The organism is Chryseobacterium artocarpi, assembly GCF_001684975.1.
GTDB lineage: Bacteria > Bacteroidota > Bacteroidia > Flavobacteriales > Weeksellaceae > Chryseobacterium > Chryseobacterium artocarpi.
Map to the genome: position 1 here is coordinate 112,635 of NZ_MAYH01000001.1, position 23,601 is coordinate 136,235.

The following is a 23,601-nucleotide window of genomic DNA, read 5'->3' on the forward strand; positions in this document are numbered from 1 at the left end:
GAAACATGAAATCGCATGGGTTGAAAAGTCTAAAAACACACTTATAGATTTGGCAATTACAAGTGAATTCTCTAAAAAAATATACATATATTTCCACATGAATATAGAACAGTTTTATCCTCTATTTTTACAGGCAGATAAAGTAACCATCGATAGCCGAAAAATAGCCAGAAATGATATCTTTTTTGCCTTTTCCGGTGATAACTTTAATGCAGCTACACTTGCTGAAAAAGCAATAGATGATGGAGCATTAGCTGTAATTGTAGAGCAGCCGGAATTTGAAAATAAGGATAGAAATATCTTCTATGTTCCGTCCACTCTTGAATTCCTGCAACAATTATCGATTCACCACAGAAGTCAGCTGAACATCCCTTTTATCGGGCTTACAGGAAGTAATGGTAAAACCACTACAAAAGAATTGATTCATGCCGTACTTTCAGAGAAGTTTAATGTGCAATATACTTTCGGAAATCTGAATAATCATATTGGAGTTCCATTGACTATTCTTTCCATCAAACCCGAGCATGAAATGGCTGTGATAGAAATGGGAGCCAATCACCAGAAAGAGATTGAATTCCTTTGTACAATCGCAAAACCGGATTTTGGATATATTACCAACTTTGGTAAAGCTCACCTAGAAGGCTTTGGAGGTTTTGAAGGTGTTATTAAAGGAAAATCTGAACTTTATACTTATCTGAAAAATAATCATCAGACAATTGTTGTTAATGAAAATGATCCTATTCAGGTTGAAAAAACTGAAGGATATTCACCTAAAATTACTTTCGGAAAAGAAGGGGCTGATTATAGCTTTGAATCTTTCTCAGAAGAGCATTTTGTAGGATTAATTTATCAGGGAGAAAAAGCAGTATCAAAACTAACAGGAGATTACAACTTTACCAATCTTTGTGTGGCAGCAAGTCTGGGTCTTCATTTCGGAATTAATTTTGAACAAATAAAACACGCTGTAGAACAGTATACCCCAACGAATATGCGTTCACAGGTTGTGAAAAAAGAAAACAGAACTTTGGTATTGGATACTTACAATGCTAATCCAAGTTCTATGACAGCTTCATTACATAACTTTGTTACATTTGAAGGCAGTAAAACCATAATTATTGGCGATATGCTGGAATTAGGTATTGAAAGTGAAAAAGAGCATCAGAATATTTTAAAGCTGGCTCATGATCTTCATTTTGATGAAATTATCACTGTAGGAAATCATTTTAAGGCAGTTAATGCATCAGAGCTTGCTTTTGAAAATACAGCTCAACTTTCAGAATATCTGCAACAGCATAAAATTCAGTCAGAAAACATTTTATTGAAAGGTTCGAGAGGAATTGCGCTGGAAAAGGTAATAGATTTTATTTAGCCTTTGACTCCCAAAATTCCTTTACAATAAGCTTAATATTTTTGAATGTGCTTGGGAAAACTTCATCCTTAATCTGGGCGGTGTTTTTCCAGGCAACTTCAGTAATTCCTTCTTCAATCTGTGGTTTGGAAGTATCTTCACCACTGAAATTCATTTCAAACCAATGTGTACATTTTAAGATTTTTTCTCCATTTCTTTCAATGTAAATATGATAAGTCGTATTAATGAATTCCACAAGTTCTACATCTTTCAATCCGGTTTCTTCTTCTATTTCCCTTACCGCAGACTCTTCTCTGGATTCTCCTTTTTCCATTTTACCTTTAGGAAGGTCCCATTTTCCTAGTCTTTTGATAAAAAGCATTCTTCCGTCAGGATTATTCACAAGACCACCTGCAGCTTCTATGATTCTGAAAAGATTCTGAAATTCATGCCAGATTTCATCAATATTTTCACCATAAACATTAAGCTCGTTTACAGACGTATTTTCTAAAAGATCCAATGCAATCTCTAAAGTTGTGAAGCTTTCATACTCAAGGTTTTTTTCAAGTCCTTCAGGATGCTTAGAAATCAATAATTTTTTTTCGTTCACAAAAACTTTATACATATCAGAAATTTATAGTTAATATTGATCTTAGGGGTAATAATTTGAAGGCGTGAAAACAGGTTGCTTTTATTACGCTTTCTACTATAATTTACTCGCAAATATATCAAATTATAGGAAGAAAACCCCTTAATTGACTAGCTTTATTTTCAAAGTGCCTTTTAATGAAACCAAAACTCTTTCTGGAAAAAATAGATCCACTGGTTAAATAGTCTTCCAAGCCGGATTTCGATTCTAAAAAATATATAAGTTTCTTATGGTTTATCACTTATTTTTTTTCAGTTGTGTATTCTCTCTTTAAAAGTATGCTTTAGGTGATGTCTTTGTGGTTTTTTTTTATAATTTTGTTGTTATAGTAAACAATTGTAAGAATTTAAATACAAAATAAAAAAATGAATTTAGAAGGACGAAAAATTATTGTCAATAAATCATCTAAAGAGCTAACTGAATTATTGAAAACACCGGAAAATTATAAAGATTTTATGCCGGATGGTCTTCAGAAGTTTGAAACAAGAGATAACGGATTTAAATTCGGATTACAGGGAATGCCGGAAATCGCTTTGAAAATAGATGAAGTAGATGATCAGAAAGCTGTTTTGAAGTCTGCAAGCTCAAGCCTTGATTTTTCATTAACAGCAACTTTAAATCCTATCAATGAAAACCAGACTGAAGTTCAGATGTTGTTTGAAGGGAAATTCAATCCGTTCATCAAAATGATGGTAGAAAAGCCATTACAGAACTTTATCAATACATTGACAGATAAGATCGAAGCTTATAAATAATAAATAAAAAACCTTCAAAATTGAAGGTTTTTTTATGTTTTAAATAGAGTGTTATTTTAAGCAATAATACCTGAGCTATGGTTGGATGTACTTCCTGTAGTTGAGGACAGAACATTCATTTCATTTTGTATTCTTAAAACACCCATAAACGCAAAGATCAGAGCTTCTTTGTATTCCACAATGTCTTTTTCCGGAATGATGATCTCAGAAGTAGTCTTTTCCTTTATTTTTTCAATTAAAAAAGCATTAAAAGCACCGCCTCCGGTTATCAATATATCTTTGATATTATTCTGATTGATAACAGCTGAAATTTGCTGAGCTACATGTTCTGTGAATGTGGCTAAAGAATCAAAAGTATCAATGTTGGTAAGCTTAGGGAAAATGTGTTCATTGCACCATTCTATACCCAGAGATTTAGGATGTTGCTGCTTATAAAAGTCTAAAGAATTAAGCTGGTTTAATAGAATTTCATTTACTTTTCCTTTTCTTGCCAGATTTCCGTTTTCGTCAAAATTTTTATCTAATTGTTGAGCAAGATGGTTCAAAACGATATTCACAGGAGCTATATCAAAAGCAATTCTTTTATCATTTAACTTTAATGATATATTTGAAAAACCTCCCAGATTAAGACAGGCACCATACTCTGAAAAAAGCAGTTCGTCACCTATAGGAACCAACGGAGCTCCGTTTCCTTCCATTAGAACATCCTGGCTTCTGAAATCATAAATTACAGGGACATTAGTTTCTAATTTAATTGCTCTTCCATCTCCAATCTGAAGAGTGAACTTTCTTTGTGGCTGATGGAATATGGTATGACCGTGAGATGCAATAAGGTCTATGTGCTCAAGCTGATGTCTTGTTGTAAATTCTTTGACCTGCTTACCCAAATAAAAACCATATTCAGAATTAAGGGCTAAAAGATCAGGAGCAGAAAGGTGAATAGAATTTCTAAGCTTATTTTCCCAGTCAGTGGAGTAGGATATGGTCTCTGATTTTATGATTCGGAAAGCCCATTGTTCTTTTTTCTTAAATTCAGCAAAGCAAATATCCAGACCGTCCAGGCTTGTTCCTGACATTAGTCCAATGGCAAGGGTTTTCATGGTAAAGAAGTTTATTTTTTCTTCTCGGAAATCCTTTTAGAATTAAAGTCCCCGGTGTTGTTATAAAAAGTATACTCAGAAAAATCATCTTTGGCTGTCATTCCATTAGCTCCTACCAATGTAGAACCGTCTTCCATGGTTACATATACTGTATCCTTGGTGTAGATTCTTTTCTTTCTCTGATCCCAATAGATGGTCTGCATAGCAAATTTTTGTCCCTCGTTTGTTGTAATTCTTACGTCGCCTTTAGCTTCATAGAATTTCTTATATTCAAAAATACGGGCGTATTTTGCTGTGATCTTTCCAGGAACTTTTGGTTTCTTTTTATCGAAGAATTCGATATTGATTCCTTTTCTTGCGACAACGTAAGGGCTGTCTATTAACTCGTATTTTTCGATAATAGGAGCCTTTGCTTTTAAAGTTACAAAACCGGAATCACGCTGCACGATGTCAGCATTATTGATGATCTGTGAAGGGAAATTTTTACTTTGATTTCCATTTCTCTTGGTAAGATCTTCCTCACAGGATGTCAATATAAAAAATATAGCACAACTAAAAAGGCATGCTATATTTTTATATGATATTTTTTTTGAAAAGTTCATTAGTTATAAAGTGACTTTCTGAACCATTTATCAGCAAAATTGAAGCCGACTCTCAGGTTGATAAAGTTTTGGTTGATCAGGTTATTCTTAACAGTACCTCTTTTACCTACTTCTACTCCTATTTCAAGACCACTCATTCTGGTAATACTACTGTTTTTGAACGGAAGCATTACTCCGGCTGAGATACCAAATTTATTAATGTTGGTTCCATCTATTTTTAAGTTTCCTTTCTCATAGAAAGCACCATATCTATAGATTACTCTTGAGAAGTAACTTCTGAAGTTGTTGTAGTTTGGCAAATACCATCCTCCGGCAGAAACTCTGTAAGTATCCTGTAGATTAAAAGTATCTCCGAAATAAGAGATGTTTTCTCCTTTTTTATAATCAAGCTGTCCGGAAAGGAACCAGTGATTTTCACTTCCATATCCTACACCCACGGATGCCTGTAAAGGAATAAGGTTTTTAGATTTTACATCCTGTTGGTCAATGATGCTGATGTCAGTTTTAGTTCCGGCTGTCGGATCACTATATCTGTATGTACTGTTGGTATACTCAGTTATCATATTGCTGGTATTTCCAAATGTAGCAGTAGCACCAATCGTTAACTTCTTATCAGTACGTGTATTAAGCTTCTGGTAGCTGGTACCTAACGTGAAGTTGAAGTTTCTTACTCTGTTTTTGGTTTCAAAACCGTTTACATATTCAGCGTTTGAAGCACGGAACTCAGTAAGGTCATAAAGATCACCAAAGTATAAGTTTGCTCTTGCCCCAACTGAAAACTCCTGATTGATTTTGTAAGACAAAGCTACGGCAGCAGTATTTATTGTACCACTTCCTTTAAACCCGTTTTGATAAAAAACAGATTCTTTTTGATCTTCAGTTACAATATCATAGCTTTTTGAGCTGTATGGCTGATAGGTAAGTCCCATTTTGATTTTCGAAGAAATAGGAAATGCCAGAGATATATTAGAAAGATACGTAGAATGCTTTGTAGATTTCATATCGTTGAGGTTCGATTTGAAATAATTGTTTTCGTTGGTAGCTTCCAGTCTGATACTTGTCAATTCGAAGTTAGCGTTGTTTGCAGGGTTTGCAAAGTTGAAACTACTGGTAAAATCACTTATAAAAGCAGTAGATATACCTCCCATGGAAGCAGTTTCGATCGTATTATCATATTTTACATCTCCAATTCCATATTTTGCATAGGGAGAGTTACTTAGACTCTGTGCATTCAGAAAATAGCCTACTGATATGAATGATACTACAAAGATTTTTTTCATTCTTTATTTTTAAAACAATGCGCAAATATCTTAAATATTAATGAATTGTAAAAATTATATGTGGTTAAAGTTTGTTAAGGGCTGATATAATGGGGAATTTTTGTCTTTATAGACAAATTAATGGTAATTGTGAATCATTGGTTTATGCTGTTTGCCATCTTTTATAATTCACTATTTACATTGATGTTAATCACATATAATCAACATGTTTCATTTGTGAATTTATTTTATTTATCTGTTCATTATTGATTTTACATAGCAAAAATTGACAACTGACCATTCCAGAATTTATTCCCTATTTCTTATCTTTGAAACATGAATTGGGAAAATATCGCCGGACAGGAGAATCTTAAAAAACTTCTTAGAGAAAGCATTGCCGAAAACAGAGTAAGCCATGCCCAACTTTTTGTAGGAAAGGAGGGATATGGAACATTGCCCATGGTACTGGCATATGCAAAAGAGATTCTAAGCCAGGAAAATGAACATGCTGCTTCAAAGATTGAGCATCTGAACCATTTGGACTTACATTTCAGTTTTCCTGTTTTTACAGATAATAAAAATTCCTTAAGTAAAAATAAATTTGATGAATTCCGGGAAATGATTCTTGCCTCATCTTATGCAAGCTATGATGACTGGACAGCTTTTCTGGAGTCAGAAAATAAACAGCTTTTTATCTCCGCAGATGAAATTGATGATCAGAATCAGAAATTTTCATTAAAAAGCTACGAAGGAGGAACGAAAATTCTTATCGTATGGAGAGCTGACAAAATGAATATTGCGGCATCAAACAAGTTCTTAAAATTTTTAGAAGAACCACCGGCAAAAACCATTATTCTTCTTACTGCTGAAAGTACCAATGATATTCTTCCGACTATTCTTTCGAGAACACAAGTAGTGGAAATTCCAAGAATCAATGATGAAGACCTTGAAGAATACTTAAAAAAGAATCTTGCAGTTACAGATGATAAAGTAAGAGAGATTGTTCATGAAGCCCAGGGGAATCTTAATGAAGCTATAAAATTGTTGAATTCGGGAGATAAAAGCAACGAATTTGAAAAACTGTTTGTACAGTGGGTACGTGACGCTTTTATGGTAAAAAAGAAACCTGAATATCTCAGAAGTATCATTTTCTGGGCAAGAGAAATAGCAGGATGGAACAGAGAAAAGCAAAAGAACTTTTTAAACTATTGCTCTGAAATTTTCAGGCTTGCATTGCTTCAGAATTATCAGTCGGAAAACCTTGTCTATAAAAAGATCAATGCGAACGGGTTCAATTGGGCTGGTTTTTCAAAGTTTATCAGTGGTGCTAATATTGAAAGTATTCTGGAAGAAATCAATACAGCAGATCTGCATCTTACCCGAAACGGTAATCCTAAAATAGTATGGACAGATCTTGGAATAAAGCTCTCAAGATATATTCATAAAAGTACATAAAATATAAAACTCCGGATATTTTCCGGAGTTTTTTGTTTTTTTGAGATAATTAAAATAAGCTGTTTTCTTATCCTTAGCTGTTTTTTATCTATTTCTGAGCATTCATGACTGAGTGAAATGCCTTTGCAATCAAAATTTTTTTCAAGTTCAAATTTATTTGTGGGCTTTTAACGATGCCTGAAACTCCTGAAGTTCTTTTTCCATAAAATCAGGATTGTTGAGCTGTTTCCTCATAGATTTAATATTACCAATAGTGCTTTCAACAGCCAATCTGAACCACGGAAACTCCTGGCTTAAAGAAGTAAGTTTTGCCAGTGCTCTTATTGGGGTTTCAGACTGCGATAAATGCACAGCATGTTCATACCTGAAAACAGGACAATAGTAATATTCTTCAGCAACATAGTCCCATGTAATATCATCTGCCTCTGTATTCATCAGATAGAGCATAGCGAAAATGGAAGAATCTGTGTAACCTTTAGAAAATTTAAAACAATCAAAAACAGATTCCGTATCCTCTCGGTTTATTTTTTTATCAAGTACTTCATGAAATATTTGATGAGAAAGCTCTTTTTCCGAGTGATTTCCTACTATATGAAGAAGTGTTGCATATTCTACTTTTACAGAGTCATCGTCAGGGTTATCATGATATGCCGTTTCAATATATTCCCTTGCGGCAGCATTATCAAGTAATGTTCGGTGAAGTTTTGACAGAGAAACAAGTTCTTCTTTAGTAAAATGTCTTTTATCAGACATATTTTTCTCAAAATATTGAAGAGCTTTTTTAGGATAGCGGTCTTTCACAAACCTTTCAATCACCTGCCAGTGTTCCAGTTTCTCAAATTGTGAGTGATCCCAAAAACGATAAAACAATGATATACGATCCCATTTTGATTGAATTCCTTTCCATTCATTGAAAAGTTCTTTATATGCTTGATGCGGAGCGATACTCTGATCTCTATCATCCTTAATATCTATGCTGATGTCAATATCAGGATCAGAATAATACCGTCTGAAACCTTCAACAATTTCCAGATCAAAACGATTACCATCTTCATGTATAAGCGGAGCAGTAGTTTCTTCAGTTACAGCAATACTTTTTTCAGCTGATGGAGAATTTGTTACTTCAGCTATTGGAGTCGTTTTTTCTTTTGATGAAATAGGAATCTCTTCAGCCTGAAAATCATTTTGAGGAGGATCATTTTTAAAAATTACTTCATTTGTTTGTTTTTTTTTCCTCTTGAAAAGGAAGTCAAATAAGCCCATATAACTAGTTTTCTGTAAATATAAATTAAATCTTCATTAAATAATCAATCAATCGTTTGATTTTATAAAGAAGTTGTGTAAATTTGCAGCCTGAAAAATGGAAGTGATATGATTTCAAAAGAAGAAAATATATTATTTGCTGCAGAAAAGCTCTTTGCAGAAAAGGGATTTGATGGAACTTCTACAAGAGAAATATCCAAGGCGGCGAATGTAAATATCTCGATGATCTCTTACTATTTTGGATCAAAAGAAAAACTTTATGAAAAATTAGTTGAATACAGAATGAATGAAGGACAGTTTTTCTCAAGAGATATCGTGGAAAGAACCGACCTTAATGACTGGCAGAAAATTGAAAAAATAATAGATCAGTTTTCAAACAGAATAAGAACACAGAAATGCTTTTACAGGATTATGCAGCGTGAACAGCTTCACACAGACAATCCTCAGATTGTAGCATTTTTGAAAGAGACCAAAATGTCATTTCTTTCTATGTATTCCAGAATACTGGAAAGCGGATTGAAAAGTGGCGTTTTTACAAAAAATCCTCCTATTTACCTGCTTCATTCTACGATAAGCGGAACTCTTTTTTATGCATTCAATGCCAAAGAAATGTACAAGGAATTCCTAAATGATACAGATGATGAGGATACTTTTGACGAAAAATTTTATACAGAACTTAATAGACATATAAAACATTTACTAAAAGACCTTTTAGGTTATGAAGAGAATAAATAACTCAGTGATTGCATTATCACTATTCGTAGGGATAGCAAATGCAAATGCTCAGGAGAAAAAGACCCTTTCTCTTGACGAAGCTGTGCAGCTGGGAATCCAGAACAGCAAAAATCTCAAGATCGATGCAGCCAAGATCGAAGAGGCTACAGCTGACCTTTTGGAAGCTAAAAACAGACAACTTCCGGAATTGAAGATTTCAGGAAGCTATATGTATCTTCCGATAAAGCCAAACGTAGATATTAAACTTCCCGGAGTTTCCGGTGGAGCAGGAGGTCCGGAAATACATCAGGTAGTATATGGTTCTGCTAATTTAAGTGTGCCGATTTATAGTGGTGGAAGGATAAAATACGGAATTCAGTCCGCAAAATATCTGGTAGAAGCTTCAAAATTAAGTACGGAAAATGACAAAATAGCCATTGCTTACAACGTTGCTCAGGCGTATAATAATTTATTTAAAGCCAACCAATCCATCAAAGTTTTTGAAGAAAACCTTGCAGCTTCTCAAAAGAGAGACGAGACTTTCATGAAAATGGAAAATAACGGATTGATTGCCAGAAATGACAGGTTAAAAGCGAATCTTCAGACTTCAAATATTGAACTTCAGTTACTTGAAGCCAAAAATAACTACAATATTGCGAATATCAATATGGATTTGTTATTGGGACTTCCTGAAACCACAGAGCTTGAAGTGGATGAGAACTATATTGAAGAAGGTGCGGAAGTAAAACCTGTTAACTTCTATGTGAATGAAGCCCGAGAAAATCGTAAAGATCTTCAGGCTTTGGCTCAGCAAAGAAAAGCAGCAGAATTAGGAACAAAAGCAGCGAAAGCAGAAAATCTTCCTTCATTGGCATTTACAGGTGGATATGTAGCAGCAGATATTCCTAAGTTTCTTACAGTTTATAATGCTGTGAATGTAGGAATCGGACTTTCGTATAATCTATCCAATATCTGGAAAGAAAATTCATCATTAAAGCAGTCTCAGGCGAGAGAAAAACAACTTGCTGCTACCGATGAACTACTGAATGATAACATTAAGCTTGACGTAAACAGAGAATATCAGAATAACGATTACTCTCATAAAAGAATCGCAGTTTTTGAGAAATCTGCTGAACAGGCTAATGAAAATTACAGAATTACAAAAAATAAATACGACAACGGTCTTGCAACCATGACAGAATTACTGGATGCAGACGCCGCTCAGATTGCAGCTAACGTTGGCGTAATCAATGCAAAAGCAGATGCCGCTTTAGCTTACAGAAAACTATTACAAACAACAGGTACTTTAACATTTAAATAATCAGATCGAAACCAAAATGGAAAATAATAATACACAGGCAGCTGAACCTAAAAAGAAAAAAAGTTTAGTTTTTCCAATCATTTTAGCAGCTGTAGTAATCGGGGGAGGTATCTACGGTTACAGAGCATATAGCTACGGACAGTATCACGAAGAAACTGACGATGCTCAGATTGCTTCCAATATGGCACCGGTAATTTCCAAAATTTCAGGATATGTAGCTGAGGTGAAGGTAAAAGATAATCAATTCGTAAAGAAAGGAGATACCCTTGTCATCTTAGACAACAGAGATCAGAAAATGGCTCTTGAGCAATCTCAGGCAGCTTTAACAACTGCAAAAAGCAATATCTCTACAGCAGAAGCTACTACTACAGCTACCTCTAAGAATATCAACAGTTCTGAAGCAGCAGTAGCTACCGCCAACGCACAGATAGAAGCAGCCAAAGTAAATGTTTGGAAAACATCTCAGGATTTAAAGAGATACGCAAACCTTGTAAAAGATCACTCCATTACAGAACAGCAATATGAGCAGGCTTTAGCCGCAAAACAATCTGCGGATAAACAACTACAGGTATTGGTAGAGCAAAGAAATCAAATTGCTCAGCAAACTACTATTGCTTCTTCTCAGACAGCAGCAAGCTCTCAACAAATCAGTGTTGCGAATTCTGTTGCAAAACAAAGAGAAGTAGACGTAGAAAATGCGAGATTAAATTTATCATATACGGTAATTCTAGCTCCTGAAGACGGTTATGTTGGCAAAGTACCTACACAGGCTGGTCAGTATTTACAGGCTGGAGCTCAATTGTTTGCTTTGGTTAAAAACGATCAGAAATGGGTAGTGGCAAACTTTAAAGAAACGCAGGTTGATAAAATGGTGGAAGGACAAAAAGTGAAAATTGAAATTGACGCTTTCCCTGATCAGGAATTTAATGGAGTAGTAAGCTCATTTTCTCCTGCCACAGGTGCTACATTCTCTATTCTTCCTCCGGATAATGCGAGCGGTAACTTCGTAAAAGTAGTTCAGAGACTTCCTGTAAAAATCGATTTTGTAAATCTTGATAAAAATATTGCAAAAAGATTAAGAACAGGAATGAATGTGAAAGCAGAAGTTTCATTGAAATAATACTTAAAACTGTTTAAAAGTCAAGCAACTTTGTCATGAATAGAAAATCCGTTTTTGTAATCAAGTATAAAATAAACGGTTGTTCAACATACTATTCGTTAGCAAAGTAAAAATTGATCATTGACTTTTTCACATCGTAAAAAACTTATGCAAGAATCATTAGTAGAATATGGAGCCCGAAGAGTGATCATTACGATCACAGCAATTCTTTGTGCTCTGCTTGAGATTGTGGACTCCACGATTGTGAACGTTGCCCTTAATGAAATGAAGGGTAACCTTGGGGCTACACTTTCGGAAGTAGGCTGGGTGATTACTGCCTATGCGATCGGAAACGTAATTATCGTACCGATGACCAGCTGGCTTTCACAGCAGTTCGGACGTAGAAATTACTTTGCAGCTTCTATTATCATATTTACCATATTTTCATTTCTCTGTGGTAATGCAACGAATATCTGGGAATTGGTATTTTTCAGACTGATGCAGGGAATTGGTGGGGGAGCACTTCTGGTAACGTCACAGACGATTATTACAGAGTCTTACCCTATTGAAAAAAGAAGTATGGCACAGGCAATCTATGGATTGGGAGTAATCATTGGTCCTACATTGGGACCACCGTTGGGAGGTTATATCGTTGATAATTACAGCTGGCCGTATATTTTCTATATCAATATTCCGATCGGGATTGCAGCAACTTTAATGACGCTTCAGTTCGTAAGAAGCCCGAAATATGCTGAAAAACGTAGAGTTTCAGATGTAGACTGGATTGGTATTGCTTTATTGGCGGTGACGGTAGGTTCATTACAGTTCATCCTGGAAAGAGGGCATGAAGAAGACTGGTTTGAAAGTGGAATGATTGTAACCTTTACAGTAGCAGCCGTATTAGGATTTATATTATTCCTTTGGCGGGAACTTACTTTTAAATATCCTATTGTAGAACTCAGGGTATTGAAAAACGGAAATTTAAGAATCGGAACGGTGATGTCGTTTGTGTTGGGATTTGGGTTGTATGGATCTACATTTATCGTTCCGCTTTATACACAGAGTATTTTGGGATGGACGGCGCTTCAGTCGGGAGCATTGATGATTCCGGCAGCTCTGACAACAGCTTTCATGATGCCGATTATCGGAAAATTACTGACGAAAGGCGCAAAACAGCAGATCTTGGTCTCTCTGGGACTGTTCATCTTCTTTATCTATAGCTTCTGGGGATATAAAATTCTGACTCCCGATACCAGTAAAGAAGCCTTCTTCTGGATGCTTATTGTGAGAGGGGCTGGTTTAGGACTATTATTTATTCCAATTACCTCATTATCATTAAGTACCTTAAAAGGGCAGGAAATCGGACAGGGAGCAGCTTTTACAGGGATGATGAGACAGCTGGGCGGATCTTTTGGGATTGCAGCCATCACAACCTTTATTGCGAATGCCGGGCAGACGTATAGGAATAATTTGATTTCCCATCTGGATTCAAATAGTTTTGAAGTTCAGCAAAGAATTAATGCTTTAAAAGCAAACTTTATAGCAAAAGGAATGACACCTGATGCAGCACTGAATGCAGCTTATAAAATGCTTGATCTATCCGTAACCAAACAGGCAACCGTACTGTCTTATATGGATGTATTTCTTTACCTCGGGGTAATATTTTTAATATGTATTCCGTTTATCTTATTTATTAAAGAAAGAAAAAGTAAAGAAAAGATAGATTTGAGTGAAGCCATGCACTAAATTTTAATCAAAAACCTCCGATATTCTCGGAGGTTTTTTTGTAAACAAAAACAGGAGTATTTTCTATCATATATAATTCCCATTTTTCATCTTTCTTATTAGAGTAGCTGTTTTTTGAAAGAAACAATATCAATATCAATATCAATATCAATAGGAGCGGGCTTTAGCCCGCTCTCATTATAAATTTCCATATCCATTCGGCTTTAGCCAAAATGTAAAAACATTCGTTTATAAACTATTGTTGTATAGATTGTAACCATTCAATTCCACTGATGTCAATCAGTTTTAAGGTATGCATTTCCTCTTTTTGAAGAATATCATCAATACTGATATTAATATCCGCCTTTGCTCCCAACGGAATAACAAGACTATGTTTTCCGGGTTTTACTTTAGCTACATAATGGTTTTTAATACTCTGCTTAGATAACTTTGAAAGTTCTTTATGGTCTATTTCTTTTAAAATCGTTCCGTTTTTATCCAAAATGTGGATGCCTATGAGGAAAGAGCCATATACATCTGCGCCTTCTGTTCTGTAGACCTCAAATTTTAAATCCGAACTATTATGCGAAATATTTGAGATTTCAAGTTTCGGTTTTACAGACTTATTATGTAATGTTCCCCAAACACCGCCATGAAAATACTGATTGGTGTAAAGCGTAAGCCCAAAAATGATAAGTGAACCTATTAACACAAAAGTTTTCGGTTGAGAAATAGGAAGTTTTCCGGATCCCAGCCATTGAAACCACTTCGTTTGAGTAAAAGTCTGATTTTTCCTTATCAAATAATTATCAAGAGAATAATCACCACTTCCGCTAAGGAACAAAACAAAGCCACCAGCAACTCCCAAAACTCCGATTTGCCATTCATCCAGGCAGGTAGTTCCCAACCAGCCTGAACCTAATAAAATTCCCAAAGCAAGGCTGAAAATACCGATACTCATCAAGCGGGTAAACAGCCCAAGGATAATAAATAGCCCTACAATAGCCTCAATGATTGTAAACACCATCATAGATCTTTGTAAAGCATCAGGATGAGTAACCAGATATTCTATAATTGGTTTTATTCCTAAAGCATTGGGTAAAAAATGATTGAATTTCTCTCCGATATATCCTTTTTCATCGGGAATAAGCTTGTTCTCAAGGATGAGTCTGCGCCAGAAAGCAGAAAAATAAGTCCATCCGATAACCATACGGAGGGATAAAGTATATAAACCAGCCAGATTAGAAGACTGACTGTTTGTAATATGTTTCATTGAAATTAATATTATATTGTAAAAAACTGATTGTAACGGATTAAAAAGTTTTTTAAACCAGATTCAATTTCAGTCTTTTAAATAAAATATATTTTGGTGGGCTGTTTCCGGTAGTATGCCCTGAATAGTCGTTGAAAGTAAGATTTCCTTCGTGGATATTTTTCACAGAAACAGTAGAGTCCAAAAAGGCATTACAGTGTTTAGCTTTAATGACTATTTTTGAAACCGATATTTTAGAGGAAATAGAGGTGAAATCACAGCTTGATACAAGATTAGATGTTGTTTTAACCTTATTTAAGCCACTGATGTACTGAATGTCAAAAATATCAAGAACATTCCTTTTTACAGAACATGGAGATAATGAAAACGCCAATATAAGCATCATTATGATGGCTTTGTAGGTCTTCATATGGATCTTGGTGTCTGACATTACTACAAAACTACACTTTATTTTAATTTCAACTCAATAAACTTTAAAAATTCCTCCTGCTGGTCAACAAATAAATAGTGAGAACAGTTATCTATAAGTTTAAAATTATTTTTTCCGACAATATTTTTAAGGTCGTTCAACTGTTTTTGAGAGAATATTCCGTCATTTTTTCCATAAACAGCAAAGATGGAAATACCTTTTCTTTTGATTTCTTTTAAAACACTTGTATTATCAAGGTTATTACGTTTTTCATTTTGATAAAATGTAATGGGCGAATTGGCATTTCTGATGTTGTTTTTATAAAACTCACCATCTTTATATTGTTTTCTCAAACTTTCACTTTCCGGAGTAGGGATGGGCATATCAAAAAAGTTCATTTTCCCCGCTATTTCGTAGCACCTTTTTCTGTAAGCTGCAGAGTTTTTATCGAGGCTTTCTACTTCAGAAATTTCCTTTAATTGAACCGGATCGTTTTTGAAATGTTCTTTTGCCTGATTCAGAATATGATTATACGTTTCCTGTTGGGTAAATAATGCACCTGCGAGTGTTAATGTTTTTACTTTTTCAGGAAATTGATGAGTGAAAAGAGTACCGATGATTCCTCCAAAACTATGAGCGAGTATATGTGCCTTTTTTAGATGATAGGCACTGTAAATTTGATTCAAATCATCAAAACTTTCCTTAAATGTCATCGTGGCATTCTCATCCTTTGAGCGTCCTTCACCTCGTCTGTCATAGACAATGACATAAAATCCTTTATCGGCAAGATTTTGAGCGGTTGTTCCTTCAAATAAAGTTGCATTTCCACTGGGTCCGCCATGAATAAAAATAACAGCAGGATTCTTTTGATTGCCATAAGCTTTTGAATAAATATTCTGAGCATGTACTGAAATTATAAATAAAGAAAACAGAAGGGATAAGAATGATTTCATAGCTGGTATTTGAGGTTGCTAATCTAATTAATATTTTTGAGGATTGAGGAGAATTTTATGGTGGAATGTTGTAAACCACCCCTCAAAAATTATTTGAATTTTGCCATCTCTCCAATGGATGAGAATTTTCACACCTTCAATTATGATTTTACGGATGACTTGGAAAATAGGTTATTGAATAAATTATCAGGAGTAATTTTCAAACTTTTTTTACTTCTATCTTCCTTTCTTTAAAAAATAAGTACTACTGACTAACAGTTGTCACAAACCTGCCTTATCTTTACTACGATATTAAAAAAATATTTCAATGAGTTATTGTTTGGCAATAGACAGAATGCAGCCTGAAAGAAGAAAAGAACTGCACAAAAACTATCACGATAATTATTACGGATTTCCAATTCATGATGATAATGAATTGTTCGGAAGACTGATTTTGGAAATTAATCAGGCAGGGCTGAGTTGGGAAACTGTTTTAAAAAAAGAAGAAAGCTTCAGGAAAGCTTACGATAATTTTGATATTCAAAAAATAGCAGCTTATACAGAAGAAGACCGTGAGAGGCTTTTGAGTGATAGCGGAATTATCAGAAATAAACTGAAAGTGAATGCCGCAATTGAAAATGCAAAAACAATTATCGAACTGCAAAAAGAATTCGGTTCATTTGAAAAATGGCTGGAGCATCATCACCCCAAAACATTGCCGGAATGGATGAAACTTTTCAAGAAAACATTCAAATTTACCGGTGGCGAGATTGTAAATGAATTCCTGATGAGTACAGGTTATCTGAAAGGCGCACACCACGAAACCTGCTCAATTCACGCAAAAGTATTGGAACAAAATCCTTTATGGAAAAAGAAATAGAACGTTTCAGATGCCACGAATGACAAATAATTCTGAGCAAATATCTATGTGCCTTTGTAGTTGAAAAATTGCTACATAGGCACATAAAAAATAAGTTTGAACTGTAAGAGTAACACTTATTTTAAGCTTCTTATGGTAACATCAGGTTTCTCACCTTGAGGGACAATAAAAATAGCATTATCCTCAATAGTATCTCCCGGATCAAAATAATAACTTCCGGTCACAGGAATTGTACTTGTAGTAAATTTTCCTGATTTATCATAGGCTGAATAAGTAACATTGATCATTTGGGCTTTCATTTTAAGCTCAATCTTTTTAGAAGTAAGTCTAGCACCGGTTGCATTAATACAATCTAATTCTGCCAATCCGATATTACTTACAATTTGAGGAAAAGCAGACAGCCTGATATTGTATCCTTTATCCGATTTATTTTTTACAGAAGCGGAAACTTTATAACGGTCATATTGCTTTCCACCTGATTCAACGCTTTCTTTGTTGAGAATATTGAAGGTGACACTCATACCATTAACGTCTATAGTTTGACCATCAGAAATCTTTTGCGCATTTGCTGAGATTCCTAGCAAGAAAACTGTCGTGAGGGAAAATAAAAAAGTCAGGTTTTTCATGATCTTAATTTGTGTGATTGTTGAATATTAAATGTATGTAAAATAACAAAATGAAGTATAATTTACTTTTAAGTTATTGTATTTGTGTATTTTATTTTTGAGAAGCTTTGTCTTTTACTCTTCTTCAAAGGATTGTTCTATTAATTGTCTATGTGCTGTTCCCCATTTTTCAAATTCAAGAATAATAGGCTTCAGTTTATACCCAATTTCTGTAAGTTCATATTCTACTCTTGGAGGAACTTCGGCATATACTGTTCTTGTAATAATTTTATCCTCTTCTAATCTGCGAAGTTGTAGTGTTAGCATACGTTCTGTAATGTTCTGAAGATGTTTCTTTAATTCTCCGAATCTCATTTTACCATTGACGAGGTAACAACAGATGGCAAGCGCCCACTGCCCACCAATAATGTTAGATGCATAAACTTCCGGACATTCGTCTGCAAGAGCTTTTTTATTGGCAAAATTGGTTGAGGTTTCCTTTATTTTAGTCATTACTTACATTTTTTATAGTACCCTACAATAGGTTGCTAATGTACGAAATGTAAGTAATATGTAATATTTTTGTTGTAGAAATTTAAACATAATGAAAACATTAATTATTGTCACTCACCCTGATATAGAAGAATCTGTTATAAACAAAAGATGGATTGAAGAGTTAAATAAATACCCGGAAAAATACACTGTTCATCAATTGTATAAAGCCTATCCTGATGGAAAAATCAATGTTGCTAAAGAGCAGGAGATTATGGAGGCTCATGATAATATTGTTTTCCAGTTTCCTTTTTACTGGTTCAGCAGCCCGCCTCTTTTGAAGCAATGGCTGGATGAGGTTATTTTGTATGGTTGGGCATATGGAAGTAGCAGTGGCTATAAGCTTGCCGGAAAAAAAATGACTTTAGCTGTTACTGCCGGAATAGATGAAGACGTATATTCTGCTTCAGGAAAATATAAATATACAATGAAGGAACTTCTCAGACCTTATGAGCTGACCTTTGATTATATTAAGGCACAATATGAAGAACCTTTTGTTTACTATGGAATAGAGCGAGATCCTTCAGATGAATGGATTGGAAAAAGTGTTCCGATGTACCTTGAATTTTTAGAGAATTTATAAAAAATAATGGGAATCTATCTGGAGGTCTTTTTCAGATAGATTCCTATCCTACAGTAGGCGTATCCTCTTCCTTCAATATTTTTTTCTCTTTCATGGTCAGCATCATTCGTTCATACTTGTATTTTTCCCAATCAAATTGATTCAGGAAATCAAGTGCTGCCTGAAAACCTCTGTTAAAAAGTTCCTCTTTTTCTTCTCTTTTCATAAAGAAATTCAGCCAGCTGCTTGTACCACAATTTACAGTCTGGATGCTGTATAAGCGGTAGAAAGTATGTTTGGTAAGAAAAGTTTTATCATTAAACCCTTTTAATGTGCTGATGATATTTCCGGCGTAGCTGAAAGGTGTTTTAAGAATTTCTTCACTCGTTTTTCCCTTATCAGAAAGAATATCAGAATCACTGGTCAATTGTACTCCAAAAAGTGGCATCCTTGGATAAAAAACTTCATCCGCATGGAATAGGTCTATAGGGAAATTGGAAATACTTCCACCATCAATAAAAACGCCGACGGGATTGATATCTTCCTGTTTAGTATTCATCCAGAACCTCCATGCATATTTCACAGAATCATCATTCTTATCGATCCTTTTTTGGAATGGTTCAAAGAAAAAAGGGACAGACATTGATGCTCTTACAAATTCTGCAGGGCTGGTGTGTTTCAATTCTTCTTCCGACCAATATAAATTTGCCATTGTAGGAAGTTCTACTTTGATTTTGGCATTGATATCTGTAGTGACAATCACATATTCGGATTGAAGCAAATAAAATGGATTGTTTTTATAGTAATCGTTATTTACAGCACTGTCATAAAAGATCTTATACCTTGTCTGATCAATATGTTCAAGGTTTTTAGTCTTAATTTTTTCAATATTGTTTAAAGCAGCTGTATAGTATTCCTGCGCGTTTCCATAGCGGTAATTGAGATTGAGATCATGTTCCTTCTGAATGAATTTCTCATTAAGATTAGCTACAGTTTTTATTCCGAAATTATCCAAAGCATTTTTCATCGTATTCAGAAAAACATTCCCAGGATTAAGTCCGCTGTTTTCTTTTCTAAAATTATGATACAGTTTTTTGATGCAGAAGAAAAGGATGATAGCCGGAACCAAAGGAATTAAAAACATCAGTTTAGCACCCAAAATACTATTGGATGGAGCAGCAAAAGGAATACTGACGAGAATAATGAATAAAATAGCCGCAATAATCGTGTTGATTTTAAAGAAACTCTTGTTATTCAACATTCCATGGAGAGTAGTTTTTACATAGGTTTTACCATCCATAAAATCCGCAAAATCCCAACTGAAAAGAACATCTTTAATCAGTTCACTTTTAGCTTCTTCCTTGGTTTTGCAGGCTGCAATAAGCATGGTATTGATCGCTCCTGCACTTGTCCCGGCTATTTTCAGAAAACGGATTCCAAAGATTTCAAGTCCGTAAAGGTATCCCACTAATGCGCTGCCCCAAACGCCACCACCTTCCTGTACAAATTCTATATACTGATTTCCATCCGCATCCAAAAGATCAGAAAATTCCTTTTTAGAAATGTTTTCATGCAGTGCAATAAGCTTATCTTTTGATGCCTGCGAAAGAGATTGGTCTTCCAGAATAGTCTTAAGATCTTCAGTTTTCATAGTAATTTGTTTGGTGGCAAAAGGTTTTTATTAACCTCGTAAGCAGTCACTAAATTACTGTTTATTTGGAAATCAAAAGACTATTTATGCAGTTGTTGCAGTAAATTCTTTAAACACAGATATTACAAATTTTTCTACAAATGAGTACAAAGCATAGCGTAATCCACGATAGACTAAATCACCACTGTTTACGTCTCACATAGATAAATGTACTGATAACTACCGTTGCCATTGCTCCTATTGTGATAAAATAACCATATTTATGATGAAGCTCTGGCATAAAGTCAAAGTTCATTCCGTAAACTCCTGCGATAAAGGTAATCGGTAAGAAGTAGACAGAATAAATAGCCAAAACTTTCATGACTTGATTGGCTTTCTGATCCGATAATGCCAGGAACATCGAAATAAGGTTGGTGATCTGTATATTCAAATGATCAAAATCGGCAACTACATCCTTATGTTTGTCTTTTAAATCCACTATTTCAGAGTCCTGTAAATCTAAAAGCTTAAATTTATCAATAGCGTCCGTAGAAATGACCAATACCCGGGAATTCAGCCCCGATTTTCGTTTTAATTTATATAATCTTCGGATCTGGCTGGTATGATTGGTATTCTTCAGAAAAATCTCATTCTCAATATTGTCCATGGTTTCCAATAGACTGATTGATTCATCATCGAAGCTTTTCATAATCAGAATTGTGATCATTAAAGCAATTTTATGAGGAGTCATTTCTTCCTGTGAAAGGGAAAGTTGCTTTTTCGTCTCAGTAATACTTCTGGTTTTCATCCTATGGATGGTGATAATCGTTTTATCAAGGATAAATATGGCGATCTTCGTACTGATATCACTGATGGTATTCAGGTTTTTCCTTTCAAGCTCGGTGCTTTCACGAAGAAGGAAGAATTTTACATTTCCATCTTCTTCATATTTAGGTAAGTGATTGGGGTCTATAGTGTCTTCCAGAAGAAGGTTGTTGATTTCATATCGTTCATGAAGAAACTTAAGGTCTTCTGCGGTAGGAGCCTCTACATCTACCCATTCACAATGGGTGCTTCTATATACTGTATCAATTGACATAAAGTAAAAATACTAATATTTTGAAATACTATGTTTTAAATAAGTTTTATCTTTGCCAAAATTATAAAACTATATGATTAAAAGTACAATAAAAGGAGTAGGATTTTATGTTCCTGATAACGTTGTTACAAATGATGATTTAGCCAAACTAATGACTACTAATGATGAATGGATTACGGAAAGAACAGGCATCAAGGAACGAAGACACAGAAAAAACAGGTATGATTCTCAGGAAACCAGCGCTTATTTAGGTTTCAAAGCGTCTGAAAAAGCAATTCAGAATGCGGGGCTTACCTCAAAAGATATCGATTATATTATTTTCGCAACCCTTTCGCCGGATTATTATTTCCCTGGATGTGGTGTTTTGCTTCAGGAAATGTTAGGTTGTGATACCGTTGGAGCTTTAGATGTAAGGAACCAGTGTTCAGGATTTGTATATTCTATGAGTGTGGCAAATGCGTTTATCAAGTCCGGAACGTACAAAAATATCCTTGTGGTAGGAGCGGAGATCCATTCTTTTGGACTGGATTTTTCAGATGAAGGAAGAGGAGTTTCTGTTATTTTCGGTGATGGGGCAGGAGCAATCGTACTTTCTGCAAGCGAAGATGAAAATGCAGGAGACGTTTTAGCTGTAAATATGCATTCTGAAGGTAAATATGCAGACGATCTTTGTACTCAGTTCCCAGGTTCCAAGTTCGGATGGAGTGACAGAATGAGAAAAGATCCTGAAAATGTAACGAATAAGGAAGTATATCCAATCATGAACGGAAACTTTGTATTCAAGCATGCTGTTACAAGATTCCCGGAAACGATGATGGAAGCTTTAAACAAGGCAGGAAAAACAATTGAGGATCTTGATATGTTTATCCCACATCAGGCGAACCTTAGAATCGCTCAGTTTGTTCAGCAGAAATTTGGATTACCGGATGAAAAAATCTTCAACAATATCCAGAAATACGGAAATACAACGGCAGCTTCCATTCCAATTGCTTTAAGTGAGGCAATTGAACAAGGGAAAATAAAAAGAGGAGATTTAGTACTTCTTTCTGCTTTCGGAAGTGGATTTACTTGGGGAAGTGTACTATTTGAATATTAATATCAGGCTTTCACAGAAAATAAAAAACCGCGGATCACTCTGCGGTTTTTGTTTTATCATTAATTGTTAATTAAAGACTTTTCAATAATGTTTCAGTCTCAGAAGAGTCTTGTCCTGCGCTTTTTGCCAGTTCAATCGCCTTTTCAGCCCACATCTTTGCATTTTTCTTGTCACCAACTTTGTTATAAAGATTAGCCAGTGTATCTGTATTGGCATAATTCTGATCTTTCTTTACAGATTCCTGAGCCCATGCAATAGCCTTTTCCAAAGACGCTTTATTACTTACATTTTCAAAGAAGTTCCATGCAAGAGAGTTCAATTCATCAGATTTTGCTGTAGAATAGTCCTTGTAAAGATCCAGCGTTAATTTTTCATAAGTTGGAATATCCTTGTTTTTTAAAGCTCTGTTTGCCTTCATTCTCTTTAGAATCTTGTCGGCTTCTTCTTTACTTAAAAAGGATTGTGTTGCAGACATAAAATAGGCATCATCCCATGTTTTTGTATCAGCATTGTATGCTTTTTTAGCAACAGTATTCAGTTTTATATTTTTATCCAGTTTCTCATACTGATCTCCGGGGAAAAACTTAATGAAGTCAGCTTTTTTGTTTTGGAAGATTTTATATAAAGGGCTTTCTGTACTTTGTGTTCCGGCAATAAGCATTTGAATATCTTCCTGATCAAGAGTTGCTTTCTGTTCAAAATAACGGTTCATTACCTTACCTGCGAATTCAGCATCATTATACATAGTAAGCATCGCAAGATTTTTTAAGAACTCAGGATTTTTTTCTCCTTTTTCAAACTGAAGCTTTAAAGAAGTAAGTCTTTTGCTTGGATCTCCTGCATCCTTTGCAAACTGAATGAAATCTTTTTCTTCCACGTAACCCAAGGTTCTGTGTACAGCCTCACCATTTCCGTCAATGAATAGATACGTTGGGAATGCTTTTACATTATATTTTTTTGCAATCTCAATTCCTTCCCCCTTTTCCATATCAATTTTAGCATTGATGAAATGAGAATTGTAATAATCCCCCACAGACTGAAGTGGGAAAATATTTTTCACCATAAGTTTACATGGTCCGCACCATGAAGCATAAGCATCTATAAAGACCAATTTGTTTTCCTTTTTTGCTTTAGCAAGGATAGATGCAAAGTTTCCTTCCTCGAATTTGATGCCCTGTGCCCATGCAAATGCACCTATAAATAGAGCTGAAAGTATCGTTAATTTTTTCATTATAAACTTTTTATTCCCTGCAAATGTAATAAATATGATGAC

General features: G+C 34.8%; 23 protein-coding genes. 10 read left to right on the top strand and 13 right to left on the bottom strand.

Annotated elements, in window-relative coordinates; translation table 11 throughout:
• The first annotated feature begins 97 nt into the window (after positions 1-97).
• Entirely contained in the window at positions 98-1,369 is a 1,272-nt protein-coding gene (locus BBI01_RS00520) for a UDP-N-acetylmuramoyl-tripeptide--D-alanyl-D-alanine ligase (protein WP_065393317.1), read from the top strand.
• On the opposite strand, the gene BBI01_RS00525 is transcribed toward BBI01_RS00520, so the two are convergent.
• Positions 1,362-1,973 carry an NUDIX hydrolase gene (locus tag BBI01_RS00525; protein ID WP_065392740.1) on the bottom strand — a complete coding sequence of 204 codons (612 nt, stop codon included), beginning with the start codon at positions 1,971-1,973 and terminating at the stop codon, positions 1,362-1,364. The genes BBI01_RS00520 and BBI01_RS00525 overlap by 8 nt on opposite strands.
• Positions 1,974-2,362: 389 nt before the next feature.
• Here BBI01_RS00525 and BBI01_RS00530 point away from each other — a divergent pair, with 389 nt between their 5' ends.
• Complete coding sequence (locus tag BBI01_RS00530) at positions 2,363-2,752, top strand: orotate phosphoribosyltransferase (RefSeq protein WP_065392741.1); 390 nt, start codon at positions 2,363-2,365, stop codon at positions 2,750-2,752.
• A gap of 56 nt (positions 2,753-2,808) precedes the next feature.
• On the opposite strand, the gene BBI01_RS00535 is transcribed toward BBI01_RS00530, so the two are convergent.
• The 3 genes from BBI01_RS00535 to bamG are packed head-to-tail and all read right to left on the bottom strand — an operon-like array spanning position 2,809 to position 5,734.
• Positions 2,809-3,852, bottom strand: a complete 1,044-nt coding sequence (locus BBI01_RS00535; RefSeq protein ID WP_065392742.1) for an anhydro-N-acetylmuramic acid kinase — start codon at positions 3,850-3,852, stop codon at positions 2,809-2,811.
• 11 nt (positions 3,853-3,863) lie between these two features.
• Positions 3,864-4,454 (bottom strand): LPS export ABC transporter periplasmic protein LptC, encoded by a 591-nt coding sequence (lptC, locus tag BBI01_RS00540; RefSeq protein WP_065392743.1) that lies wholly within the window; start codon positions 4,452-4,454, stop codon positions 3,864-3,866.
• Positions 4,454-5,734, bottom strand: coding sequence for a BamG family beta-barrel-assembly machinery protein (bamG, locus tag BBI01_RS00545; protein ID WP_065392744.1), 1,281 nt, complete (start codon positions 5,732-5,734; stop codon positions 4,454-4,456). Before bamG ends, lptC begins: the two co-directional genes overlap by 1 nt.
• 315 nt (positions 5,735-6,049) lie before the next feature.
• Here bamG and BBI01_RS00550 point away from each other — a divergent pair, with 315 nt between their 5' ends.
• On the top strand, positions 6,050-7,168 hold the full coding sequence (locus tag BBI01_RS00550; protein WP_065392745.1) for a DNA polymerase III subunit: 1,119 nt from the start codon (positions 6,050-6,052) through the stop codon (positions 7,166-7,168).
• A gap of 153 nt (positions 7,169-7,321) precedes the next feature.
• On the opposite strand, the gene BBI01_RS00555 is transcribed toward BBI01_RS00550, so the two are convergent.
• Positions 7,322-8,431: a hypothetical protein gene (locus tag BBI01_RS00555; protein ID WP_065392746.1), complete on the bottom strand. Its 1,110-nt coding sequence runs from the start codon at positions 8,429-8,431 to the stop codon at positions 7,322-7,324.
• 108 nt (positions 8,432-8,539) lie between these two features.
• Here BBI01_RS00555 and BBI01_RS00560 point away from each other — a divergent pair, with 108 nt between their 5' ends.
• From BBI01_RS00560 to BBI01_RS00575, 4 genes are all read left to right on the top strand, one after another.
• Positions 8,540-9,166 carry a TetR/AcrR family transcriptional regulator gene (locus BBI01_RS00560; protein ID WP_065392747.1) on the top strand — a complete coding sequence of 209 codons (627 nt, stop codon included), beginning with the start codon at positions 8,540-8,542 and terminating at the stop codon, positions 9,164-9,166.
• Positions 9,150-10,466: a TolC family protein gene (locus BBI01_RS00565; RefSeq protein ID WP_065392748.1), complete on the top strand. Its 1,317-nt coding sequence runs from the start codon at positions 9,150-9,152 to the stop codon at positions 10,464-10,466. Before BBI01_RS00560 ends, BBI01_RS00565 begins: the two co-directional genes overlap by 17 nt.
• Before the next feature lie 16 nt (positions 10,467-10,482).
• Entirely contained in the window at positions 10,483-11,586 is a 1,104-nt protein-coding gene (locus BBI01_RS00570; RefSeq protein WP_065392749.1) for an HlyD family secretion protein, read from the top strand.
• A 147-nt stretch (positions 11,587-11,733) separates the two neighbouring features.
• A complete protein-coding gene (locus BBI01_RS00575) occupies positions 11,734-13,311 on the top strand; it encodes a DHA2 family efflux MFS transporter permease subunit (protein WP_065392750.1) in 1,578 nt (525 codons plus the stop codon).
• A gap of 235 nt (positions 13,312-13,546) precedes the next feature.
• Here BBI01_RS00575 and BBI01_RS00580 read toward each other — a convergent pair whose 3' ends face one another.
• From BBI01_RS00580 to BBI01_RS00590, 3 genes are read right to left on the bottom strand one after another with little or no spacing between them, the layout of a single operon-like run.
• On the bottom strand, positions 13,547-14,563 hold the full coding sequence (locus tag BBI01_RS00580) for a TQO small subunit DoxD (protein ID WP_065392751.1): 1,017 nt from the start codon (positions 14,561-14,563) through the stop codon (positions 13,547-13,549).
• A 52-nt stretch (positions 14,564-14,615) separates the two neighbouring features.
• The gene (locus tag BBI01_RS00585; RefSeq protein ID WP_065392752.1) at positions 14,616-14,993 is read right to left on the bottom strand and encodes a hypothetical protein; all 378 of its coding nucleotides are present in this window, start codon (positions 14,991-14,993) and stop codon (positions 14,616-14,618) included.
• 17 nt (positions 14,994-15,010) lie between these two features.
• Positions 15,011-15,925: an alpha/beta hydrolase gene (locus BBI01_RS00590; RefSeq protein WP_065392753.1), complete on the bottom strand. Its 915-nt coding sequence runs from the start codon at positions 15,923-15,925 to the stop codon at positions 15,011-15,013.
• Positions 15,926-16,232: 307 nt separating this feature from the next.
• On the opposite strand from BBI01_RS00590, the gene BBI01_RS00595 reads away from it, so the two are divergent.
• The gene (locus BBI01_RS00595; protein WP_065392754.1) at positions 16,233-16,784 is read left to right on the top strand and encodes a DNA-3-methyladenine glycosylase I; all 552 of its coding nucleotides are present in this window, start codon (positions 16,233-16,235) and stop codon (positions 16,782-16,784) included.
• 116 nt (positions 16,785-16,900) lie between these two features.
• Here BBI01_RS00595 and BBI01_RS00600 read toward each other — a convergent pair whose 3' ends face one another.
• Positions 16,901-17,410, bottom strand: a complete 510-nt coding sequence (locus BBI01_RS00600; RefSeq protein WP_065392755.1) for a hypothetical protein — start codon at positions 17,408-17,410, stop codon at positions 16,901-16,903.
• A 114-nt stretch (positions 17,411-17,524) separates the two neighbouring features.
• Positions 17,525-17,902 carry a winged helix-turn-helix transcriptional regulator gene (locus BBI01_RS00605; RefSeq protein ID WP_065392756.1) on the bottom strand — a complete coding sequence of 126 codons (378 nt, stop codon included), beginning with the start codon at positions 17,900-17,902 and terminating at the stop codon, positions 17,525-17,527.
• A 91-nt stretch (positions 17,903-17,993) separates the two neighbouring features.
• On the opposite strand from BBI01_RS00605, the gene BBI01_RS00610 reads away from it, so the two are divergent.
• Positions 17,994-18,524, top strand: coding sequence for an NAD(P)H-dependent oxidoreductase (locus BBI01_RS00610; protein ID WP_065392757.1), 531 nt, complete (start codon positions 17,994-17,996; stop codon positions 18,522-18,524).
• 43 nt (positions 18,525-18,567) lie between these two features.
• On the opposite strand, the gene BBI01_RS00615 is transcribed toward BBI01_RS00610, so the two are convergent.
• Both BBI01_RS00615 and BBI01_RS00620 read right to left on the bottom strand, forming a co-directional pair.
• Positions 18,568-20,154 (bottom strand): patatin-like phospholipase family protein, encoded by a 1,587-nt coding sequence (locus tag BBI01_RS00615; RefSeq protein ID WP_065392758.1) that lies wholly within the window; start codon positions 20,152-20,154, stop codon positions 18,568-18,570.
• Between the two features lie 178 nt (positions 20,155-20,332).
• Positions 20,333-21,232 (bottom strand): magnesium transporter CorA family protein, encoded by a 900-nt coding sequence (locus BBI01_RS00620; protein WP_065392759.1) that lies wholly within the window; start codon positions 21,230-21,232, stop codon positions 20,333-20,335.
• Between the two features lie 73 nt (positions 21,233-21,305).
• On the opposite strand from BBI01_RS00620, the gene BBI01_RS00625 reads away from it, so the two are divergent.
• Entirely contained in the window at positions 21,306-22,328 is a 1,023-nt protein-coding gene (locus BBI01_RS00625) for a 3-oxoacyl-ACP synthase III family protein (protein ID WP_065392760.1), read from the top strand.
• Positions 22,329-22,398: 70 nt separating this feature from the next.
• Here the strand turns inward: BBI01_RS00625 and BBI01_RS00630 are convergent, their stop codons facing one another.
• Positions 22,399-23,559: a thioredoxin family protein gene (locus tag BBI01_RS00630; protein ID WP_065392761.1), complete on the bottom strand. Its 1,161-nt coding sequence runs from the start codon at positions 23,557-23,559 to the stop codon at positions 22,399-22,401.
• Between the last annotated feature and the right edge of the window lie 42 nt (positions 23,560-23,601).